The organism is Achromobacter sp. MFA1 R4, assembly GCF_900156745.1.
In the GTDB taxonomy this organism is placed as follows: Bacteria; Pseudomonadota; Gammaproteobacteria; order Burkholderiales; family Burkholderiaceae_B; genus Achromobacter.
Genome location: NZ_LT707065.1, coordinates 6,219,389 through 6,227,225 on the forward strand (window position 1 = coordinate 6,219,389; position 7,837 = coordinate 6,227,225).

11 protein-coding genes and 1 pseudogene are annotated in these 7,837 nt (G+C 58.9%); 4 read left to right on the forward strand and 8 right to left on the reverse strand.

Translation table 11 applies throughout. From position 1 onward, the window contains the following. Positions 1-3: 3 nt before the first annotated feature. The 4 genes and pseudogenes from BXA00_RS28445 to BXA00_RS29535 all read left to right on the forward strand — a co-directional run. Positions 4-666: an SOS response-associated peptidase gene (locus tag BXA00_RS28445; RefSeq protein WP_076519963.1), complete on the forward strand. Its 663-nt coding sequence runs from the start codon at positions 4-6 to the stop codon at positions 664-666. A gap of 142 nt (positions 667-808) precedes the next feature. Beyond that, on the forward strand, positions 809-1,030 hold the full coding sequence (locus BXA00_RS28450; RefSeq protein ID WP_076519962.1) for a hypothetical protein: 222 nt from the start codon (positions 809-811) through the stop codon (positions 1,028-1,030). 83 nt (positions 1,031-1,113) lie between these two features. Then, a complete protein-coding gene (locus tag BXA00_RS28455; RefSeq protein ID WP_076519961.1) occupies positions 1,114-2,472 on the forward strand; it encodes a hypothetical protein in 1,359 nt (452 codons plus the stop codon). Between the two features lie 323 nt (positions 2,473-2,795). Then, a pseudogene (locus tag BXA00_RS29535) lies at positions 2,796-2,939 on the forward strand (DapH/DapD/GlmU-related protein); the annotation flags it as partial. A 283-nt stretch (positions 2,940-3,222) separates the two neighbouring features. Here BXA00_RS29535 and BXA00_RS28465 read toward each other — a convergent pair. The 8 genes from BXA00_RS28465 to BXA00_RS29340 all read right to left on the reverse strand — a co-directional run. Beyond that, the gene (locus tag BXA00_RS28465) at positions 3,223-3,636 is read right to left on the reverse strand and encodes a hypothetical protein (protein WP_076519959.1); all 414 of its coding nucleotides are present in this window, start codon (positions 3,634-3,636) and stop codon (positions 3,223-3,225) included. Further along, positions 3,633-4,067, reverse strand: a complete 435-nt coding sequence (locus tag BXA00_RS28470; RefSeq protein ID WP_076519958.1) for a hypothetical protein — start codon at positions 4,065-4,067, stop codon at positions 3,633-3,635. Before BXA00_RS28470 ends, BXA00_RS28465 begins: the two co-directional genes overlap by 4 nt. Further along, on the reverse strand, positions 4,051-4,404 hold the full coding sequence (locus BXA00_RS28475) for a hypothetical protein (protein WP_076519957.1): 354 nt from the start codon (positions 4,402-4,404) through the stop codon (positions 4,051-4,053). Before BXA00_RS28475 ends, BXA00_RS28470 begins: the two co-directional genes overlap by 17 nt. 2 nt (positions 4,405-4,406) lie before the next feature. After that, positions 4,407-4,892 (reverse strand): glycoside hydrolase family 104 protein, encoded by a 486-nt coding sequence (locus BXA00_RS28480; protein ID WP_076519956.1) that lies wholly within the window; start codon positions 4,890-4,892, stop codon positions 4,407-4,409. A 56-nt stretch (positions 4,893-4,948) separates the two neighbouring features. Beyond that, positions 4,949-5,698 carry a hypothetical protein gene (locus tag BXA00_RS28485; protein ID WP_076521706.1) on the reverse strand — a complete coding sequence of 250 codons (750 nt, stop codon included), beginning with the start codon at positions 5,696-5,698 and terminating at the stop codon, positions 4,949-4,951. A 40-nt stretch (positions 5,699-5,738) separates the two neighbouring features. Next, a complete protein-coding gene (locus BXA00_RS28490) occupies positions 5,739-6,389 on the reverse strand; it encodes a right-handed parallel beta-helix repeat-containing protein (protein WP_172805895.1) in 651 nt (216 codons plus the stop codon). Continuing rightward, on the reverse strand, positions 6,325-6,681 hold the full coding sequence (locus BXA00_RS28495) for a glycosyl hydrolase family 28-related protein (protein WP_076521708.1): 357 nt from the start codon (positions 6,679-6,681) through the stop codon (positions 6,325-6,327). Before BXA00_RS28495 ends, BXA00_RS28490 begins: the two co-directional genes overlap by 65 nt. 644 nt (positions 6,682-7,325) lie before the next feature. Continuing rightward, on the reverse strand, positions 7,326-7,837 hold a 512-nt coding region (locus BXA00_RS29340), incomplete at its 5' end, for a hypothetical protein (protein ID WP_231952169.1).

Here is a 7,837-nt window from a genome sequence, read left to right on the forward strand (position 1 = left end):
TCAATGTGTAGCCACTACCAAACGCTGAAGGACGCCGAACTGCTGTTGAAGAAGTTCGGCGTGACGCGGCCGGGAGTTCTCGGCAAGTACGACATGTGGCCGCGATATCAGGGCGTGTTCGTGCGGCGCCCACCGGAGCATGACGCGGGCGACGAAGCGGTGGCGGACATCGAAGCCGTCACGGGCCGTTGGGGGCTGATCTCGGGTTCCACCCGCCCGGATGCGCTGGCCGGCGCGGAGAAGCTGTCCACCTTCAACGCCCGCGACGACCGAGTTGCGAACGCCTTCACCTTCCGGAACGCCTGGCGCCGGGCACAGCACTGCATCATCCCGGCCGATGCCATTTTTGAGCCCGACTGGCGATCTGGCAAAGCCGTCGCGACGCGCTTCACTCGAGCCGATGGCGCGCCGCTAGGCATCGCTGGCCTGTGGGACCGCTACCGGGACGCGGCCGGCCAGTGGCACGAAAGCTACACGATGCTCACCATCAACGCCGACCAGGATCCGCTCTTCCGCGACTACCACCAACCCAACAAAGAAAAACGCATGGTGGTGATCCTACCCGAGGGCGCCTACGGTGACTGGCTGACCGCCAGCGCCGATCAAAGCCGCGACTTCCTCGTGCCTTTTCCCTCAGAAAAGATTGTCGCAACCCCGATGAACTGACCCCATTTCTGCCGCAATATACTGTATATCCATACAGCTATCTTGCAGCAGAATCATGCGTTGCTCAGTCGTCCGTACCCACTATCTTGGCCAACAGCGCCGAGACAATGACCCCGCGCCTGCGGTCGTAGGGACAGTCCGCATGTACTCGATCACCAGAGACGACATGCGGCGGCAGATCGCGGTGATGACCATGGACGGCTTGGCCAAGTTCGGCGCGACGGAGAAAAGCCCCATCCCTGATCTGCTTGAACCCGAGCTGCTGACGTTCTCATCTGACCGGGGAATGATGGTCTGCGGCTTCGAAGAAATCGACGGACGCCGCTACTACCAGGGCTGGTGGATGAGGTGGCTAGAGATCTGAACGGCCCCTCCTTGTCCACAAAATGAGACAATCGCGCCTTCGTCAAATATGCGGCTCTGACATTCCGCTTAAAAACCGGCCCTATGTCCATTCACACTGAGCATTTCGACTACATTTGTTCGCTGGGGTGCAGCGCACAACTCGGCGAGTACTTTAAGACGTTGCAGTATTCGCCCATAAACACCGCGGTGGCGGGGATCCCCGCGCATTCCGAGGGGATACAGAATTGGGCTTCTCAGCTGGATGGCACGACCGGTGAATACAGCGATTTTTTCTCTGGCAATCATCCTGGCCGAGTTCTGCTCGTCTATCTGAGTGGATTTGACGACGCCTCCGAATACGCTGACTCGAGCGAATTAGATGTGTTCTGCGCGGCCCTGGAACGCCAATACCCCGGCCTAGACTTCCGGGTGCTGCTGCTTAGCCCTTCCAGCGGGCCTCGGCCTTCGCACCAAAGGCTGACCCGGATTTCCCTCCCGGCCGGAGCGAATCATCGGAACTACATCCTCCGCCATGTTGAAAAGGTCATCGAAAACCAGCCTGCGATGGTCAAAGCGTTGGCGGGCAAACGGGGGCCGGTCGACAAGGGCGAGTACAACGCTACCAAGGTGCGCCTCGCCCGGCCCCAAGACATGCCCGCGGACACATCTGCCGAATTTGTTATCAACCGTCGCGGTATCGATTTTGAGTTTTATGGGCGGCTCCGGGGGGCCGGGGCCCCGCTGGTGGTATTCGGGCAATCCGCAATTACCCGCCCAGCGTCGAAGCCACCGGTCTTTCATCGCTGGTCTTGGATCGATGATCTGCCCTACTCCTGCATGGTCTTGAACGATCCGACCCTCTACCTATCCGATGAAATGGAAGGAGGATGGTTCCAGGGAACTGAAGACCATTTCTACATGGAGACGGCGGCGCAGCTGATCCGTGAAATTGCCGACGCGAACGACATCGCGCCACGCAAGATCCTATTTTTCGGATCTTCGGCCGGCGGCTTCACCTCAATGCAAATGGCGACGATGGTGAAAGGGTCCCATGCGCTGGTGCAGATACCCCAGGTGGATATGTCGGACTACCACGTCGCCGCTGCGGTCGACCACCTGCTGACACACTGCTACGGCGGCAAAGACCTTCAAGAAGCGAAGCGGCTGTATCCCGATCGCTGGTCCGTTATAGAGACGTTCAGAAAGTACCGGCATATTCCGAACATCTGGTATCTACAAAACTCCCACGACGCAAACCATTTGAAGCGGCACTTCTCGAAGTTCGTCTCTGGAGTCTCCGACCTGATGATAGAAACCCCACAGCTGCGCGATTCCCAGGTTCTAACTGAGTTCTACTCGTTAAACCATCCTGTCAGAGGTGGGCACACGGTTCTTGGAAAAGACGACACACTGAGGTTTATAGATCGCGCGATCGCCAGGTTCATTGAGGGTGCGGCATGAAGATCCAGAAGTATGCAGAAATGGGGCTGACCGCTGTCGAAGGATATGTGCCATCGAAGTTCCGCTTCGAAAAAGGCGTGAACCTCGGGAAGTGCGAGATCTTGCCCGGCGTGGCGTTTGGATTTCAGTCTTACATGAATAGCGGCTTTGTCCGAAGCGCTGTCATCGTAGGTAGGTATTGCTCGATCGGCCGCAACGTCACGCTGGGATCGGGGGTTCACGACTTGAACGCCTTGTCTACCAGCCCGTTCTTCAAGAACAACAGCAACGGCCCTATCCTAAAGCTCGCGGACCCCGTACGCAGAATCCGCGTCCTCATCGGGCATGACGTCTGGATTGGAGATAACGCATACATCATGTCTGGGGTGACGGTGGGAGACGGAGCTGTCGTGGCGGCCGGGTCCATCGTCACACACAACGTGGAGCCGTATTCGATCGTTGTGGGGACACCTGCCAGGCATTTGAAGTGGCGTTTTGAAGACGAGACGATCCGGCAAAGGCTAACCGCACTACGCTGGCACGAGTTCGATCCCGAAAGGCTGCGGACGCTTGATATCGGCCAGATTGAAACCGCCATTGACGAGATGGAAACTTGGCCGGCATCCGCGCGCACCCATAGAGCGGTGAACTATCAGACAACCTGATCAGTCGGCCCATGCGCGCACCACTGAGTAGTGCCGAGCGGCGCACTCGGCGTATTGGAATGCGAGGGCCGCATGCGCCTGCGCCAGGTCGTCCCAGGACGGAGAGTCAATGCGAGGAATCGGCGGGCACGCCGCGCTGAGGTTGACGGGCAGCGTTGGCCGCGTCGATGGCGTCGTTGGTTGCGCGCACCCTGCTAGGGTCGCGCACACAGTCAGCAGGCAAAGGGCGCTGAACGATTTCACGGGTGTACCTCTCGATGACCTGGGGCCGCGACGCGGCGAGCTGATCGATGCGGGCCTGCAGGTCACCGGACAGGCCGGTGAGCCGTTCGGCTTCGGACTTGAACTCTTCCAGGCCGGCGACCCGGTGGGCTTCCTGACACTCGGCCCGCCCGGCTTCCCGCTGGCTATGGCCGTACCAGGCGATGCCCGCGCCAGCGAGGCTCAGCACCACGGCGCCCGCAGCACTAGCCACTAGATAGCCCTTCCAGCCGGCCAGCATCCTGATGGCGGCGATCATGGCGTATTCAGCCAGTCAGGGACGCGCGCACGCGCTGGCGTCGGAGGATCTAGCACTTCCTCCACCTTCTTAACCGCGGTGTTTGCAGATTTCGCCGCTGCGGTGGCCTTGTTGGCGGCGGTGCCGGCCTTGGACGCTGCACCCTTTGCCGCCTGAATGGCTGCATCCGCCTGCTTCACGATAGGTGGCAGCCTGTCTTTAATGACCACCATCAGTTCTTGATTGACGGTCTGCATGCGGGCGATTTCCTGCTGATGGGAGGCATCCGCAGAGGTCAGGGAGCGGTCGAACCAGACATACAGCGGCGCGCTGAAGATCATGCCCCCCAGACACAGGATCCCCAGGTAGGCGGCCCATGCCTTGAGGCATCGCACCAAGTAGTTCGCCCGCTCAGCGTCGCAGCGGCACAGCCGCTCAATGACTTTTCCCATAGTCCTCTCCGATTTCATCTTCGCTAGCCGGCGGCGGCTCTCCCGTCAATTGGGCAATCCGCACGCGTGCCTCGTGAAGCTGATACTTGATCAGGCGCATGTCCCCTTTCATCGATGCCCAGTCTGCGCGCATTTCCTGGAGCTGCCTGTCCAGTTCAATCGCGCGCATCTTCCATTGGTCGCGCTCGGCGATGATGGTTGCCAGCGCACCGCCTGATGCCGTGGCGTTGGCGACGCTGTTGTCCAGGGTCCGAAGAAGCAGCGGCACGAGCCACTTTCCCACGAAGCCGGTAATCAGCACCGCCAAGCCCGCATAAATCCCCTTTTCTAAATCCATCGCTACCCCGCGAGCGTGCCGCCAGCGCGCACGTAAGCGTCGCGCAGCCGCTCGATCTTCTGTTCGTGTTGTTGGTACCCGGCGCCAGGCAAAGAAGCCCAGATATTGCGCACCTTGGAGACCGCCTCATCAAACCGTCCGGCCTGGATGTCGGCGATGGCGCGCCGCTCCTTGAGTTGCTGAATGGCGTAGCGATCCTGGGACATCGGCCCGAAGTCGGGCAGTTTCAGCAGCTCCTTGTAGTGCATCCAGTACCGGTACAGGATCTGGTAACGCCCGGCGGCGGTGGACGATAGCGAGGCGTTCAGTCTCACCAGCACGTTCGGGTGATCGTCGTAACCCGTGAACAGCTTGCCGCCCACCAGCACGTCATAGCCGTCATCCTTCGTCGGCTGCCGCCCGTCGTCGGTCCCCTCCGAGGCCGCCAGCATATCCAGGAACGCCAGCACGTTGCGCCCGCCAGCTTCCTTCTCGCTAATCCTTGCCATAGTTACTCCAGGCGTAAAAAAGAGCCCACCGAAGTGGGCTGCCAGATTGGCTAGGGTCAAAACCCCTTCGCATCGAAGAAGAATGCGGTGTCCACGGCGGCGCCGGCCTGATCTCGGCATGTCACATCCACGGTCCTTTCGTCAATAATGGCGCACGCGACTTGACGTGCTGACGTACCTTTCACCACCGCACTTGGGATGAAGGTCCCGGTGGAGGTCGCCGGCTCGGTCATGACCACGCGTACAACCCCTACCGCGTTGCGAGTCACCGACGCAATGCCTTTGCCCGAGGCCAAAGATGCGGAGCCTCCGTTATTCACATTCGCCCAAGCTAGTGTCTTAGATAGAAACGGACTGTCGTGCCGAATGAAGGCACCCGTGGAATTGAACGGTGTCACATTGCCGAAGAATGAGAGGTTCGTCCCGACTTTAGGACCGAATCCAGCACTGAGGCCTGCCGAACTTATAGCAATCATGACGTCCGCAGTGTTCGACTTTCGGAAGACTGCGCCGTCAATGACACCGCGCTGCGTAGCAGCTTGCAGATTTATGCCGACGCAAGTTCCGGCGGACGTGATGCCAACGTCCTGAATGATTCCAGAGCCAATCGTGTAGTCCTCGACCGAATTCTGAAAGTTGATACCGCTACGCAATCCGCCGACGATCGTGTAATCGTCCACCACGACTCGCCGGTAGTTGCTGACCACGACGTTCCCATCGCGGTTCTGCTCGCCGAAACCCTGGACGTGGTTACCCGAGATCTCAAGATCCTCGCCGAAGTTCTGCTCCGTCGCATCATGCGCCACGGCAAAAATTCCTGCACGGTTTCCCGCTGTGTTCGACGGGTCAGCAATGAGGGTGTTGCCACGAATCTTGATTCTCCGTGGCGGCGCATATCCTTGGGCGGCAGAGAAGCCGCCTTTGTCGATACCAATACCGATATGCGCACCCCGGGACGTGTTGTTGGCGGAAAGTGATGTCCGTCCCCCCGTGCGTATCGAGAGCCTTCCACGTTAGGCAGTAATTCACCGAATTCAACGCAATCAACCCAAATGCGCAGTTTCGATAGTCCGTCAGCGAACCATCGCCAGCAGTGCTGTGATAAACCCGGGTAGCAGTAATGCCATAGACGTTGTTGTTAGGGTCGATCCCCTCAGTAGGAAATCCCGGAGCCATATACTCGACTTTGTTGTTCGTGACGTCAAAGTCTCGGCAGCCATACATCCGAACGCCGTCGCGGCCGCAGTGCCGGATGCGGTTGAAGTTCGCAGAGAACCGGTCGATCTGATCGGCGATGATTCCCGACTGGCCCCATCCCTCGATCACGCAGTGGCGCACCACGATGTCCGAGGACGTGCCAGAGACAGGCGTCGGTGGGTTGGCCGGATAGTTGGGGTTGTTGTAGAAATACTGGTCGTAGCGGCCCGAGATGCTAAGCGCGATGGACCGATAGATCGGCAGGACCGTCATCCCGTAGAAGGGACCACGCAGCTCCAATCCGTTGAACTCGATCCCGGTAGAGCCTGGCTCGACACGGCAGGCCGCAGTATTCGGTACCGACCGAGCTAGTCGCCGTCGCATCGTAGTTCTGTTGCACGATGACGGCACCGCGGCCGATCACCTTCGTGCCAGATCGGACAGTCGGGCCGTTTCCCGCCCAGCGATACGTGCCCTTCGGAAAGATCACAACCGGGTGCCCGGCGTCCAGAGCCTTCTGCACCGCGCCGGTGTCGTCGGTCACACCATCCCCAACGGCTCCGAAGTCCTTGACGCTGACGCTGTCGCGCATCTTAGCGAGCGCCGTGCGCTCTTCAGCTCCGGTTCCCGCTTGTAGAAAGCTAACGAGTGAAGCCCCCCCTCCGCTATCTGTTGCATTGGCAAGTTCTTGACGTAAGGCGGCGTCTCCCACCGAAACGAACAAGGCCCCTTCCTCAACCCAGTCCCCAGAGGTCGTGTACGGCAGGTCGAGAGATGCGCTGGCACGCCACAGCTCACCGTCCTTTCGAAATACCTGATTTCGTGCGATGACCTGCAACCTGCGGCGTAATCCCCGAGGTCCTCATACCCAGAATTCAAAAGGAATTCTTGAAACTGTGCATTCAGATCTGCCAGGAATTTTCGCATAGTTCGGTTTGGACCGCCTAGCCTGGTCGGGATCATAGCCGGAGCGTCATCATTGACGTAGTGCTCGAGATCGATAGCATCCTCAGATGCGTTCCGAAGCTGCTGGAGGGAAATCGGATCAGTTGCCATTTGAGCACCCATAAAAAAACCCTGCCGAAGCAGGGTCTAACTTGATGAAATTTAATTACGCGAAGTCGCGGTCGTTCTGGTAGTAGCGGTCGTCGTAGTTGATTGCCGTGAGCGGAATGGTTCCGTCATCGTTCGGCACTTCTTTCTCTGTCAACAGGAACGGCTGCGCCTGTCTAGCGTTTACATTCGAGGTGATAACGTAGGCTGTTGCGTTGTAGCCCTCACCACACGAACGACGAGCGGCGTGCGAGGGTCGCGCTCCAGCAGAGCGAGTCTGCTTGACCCGCCAGAAGAGACACCCATAGCCTCTACGACCGCGTCACGGTTCTGCAGAAATATCGTGAATGAAGCCGCGGCAGACCAATCAAATGCCTGCGATAGTGTGACTAGTCGAGGATTCTCAGAATCTACGGAAATGATGTCCCCATCCTGGATCTGACCCCGGGTGTTATCCGCGCATAAAATCCGTTCGCTAATGGTCAGTAAGTTGGCCTCGGGCAGTGCGTCAAACTCCGTCACCAGGTCTTGGAACCTAAGCTTGTTCCATTCGCGATATGCATGGATGTGCGCCTGCGCTTCAATGCGGACTCCCACTGATTCAATTCTCTTTGGATTGACTGCAGATCGGTCGGCCGGCAGATAGATCGTTTCGGCTGCGTCATTCGCAGGGTTGATCCACTGGTACTCGACCC

What these genes read in the sequence shown, in the direction of transcription:
- BXA00_RS28445 (WP_076519963.1), top strand. Translation starts at nt 4, where the DNA reads ATGTGTAGCCACTACCAAACGCTGAAGGACGCCGAACTGCTGTTGAAG.
- BXA00_RS28450 (WP_076519962.1), top strand. Translation starts at nt 809, where the DNA reads ATGTACTCGATCACCAGAGACGACATGCGGCGGCAGATCGCGGTGATG.
- BXA00_RS28455 (WP_076519961.1), top strand. Translation starts at nt 1,114, where the DNA reads ATGTCCATTCACACTGAGCATTTCGACTACATTTGTTCGCTGGGGTGC.
- BXA00_RS28465 (WP_076519959.1), bottom strand. Translation starts at nt 3,636, where the DNA reads ATGATCGCCGCCATCAGGATGCTGGCCGGCTGGAAGGGCTATCTAGTG.
- BXA00_RS28470 (WP_076519958.1), bottom strand. Translation starts at nt 4,067, where the DNA reads ATGGGAAAAGTCATTGAGCGGCTGTGCCGCTGCGACGCTGAGCGGGCG.
- BXA00_RS28475 (WP_076519957.1), bottom strand. Translation starts at nt 4,404, where the DNA reads ATGGATTTAGAAAAGGGGATTTATGCGGGCTTGGCGGTGCTGATTACC.
- BXA00_RS28480 (WP_076519956.1), bottom strand. Translation starts at nt 4,892, where the DNA reads ATGGCAAGGATTAGCGAGAAGGAAGCTGGCGGGCGCAACGTGCTGGCG.
- BXA00_RS28495 (WP_076521708.1), bottom strand. Translation starts at nt 6,681, where the DNA reads ATGCGCGACAGCGTCAGCGTCAAGGACTTCGGAGCCGTTGGGGATGGT.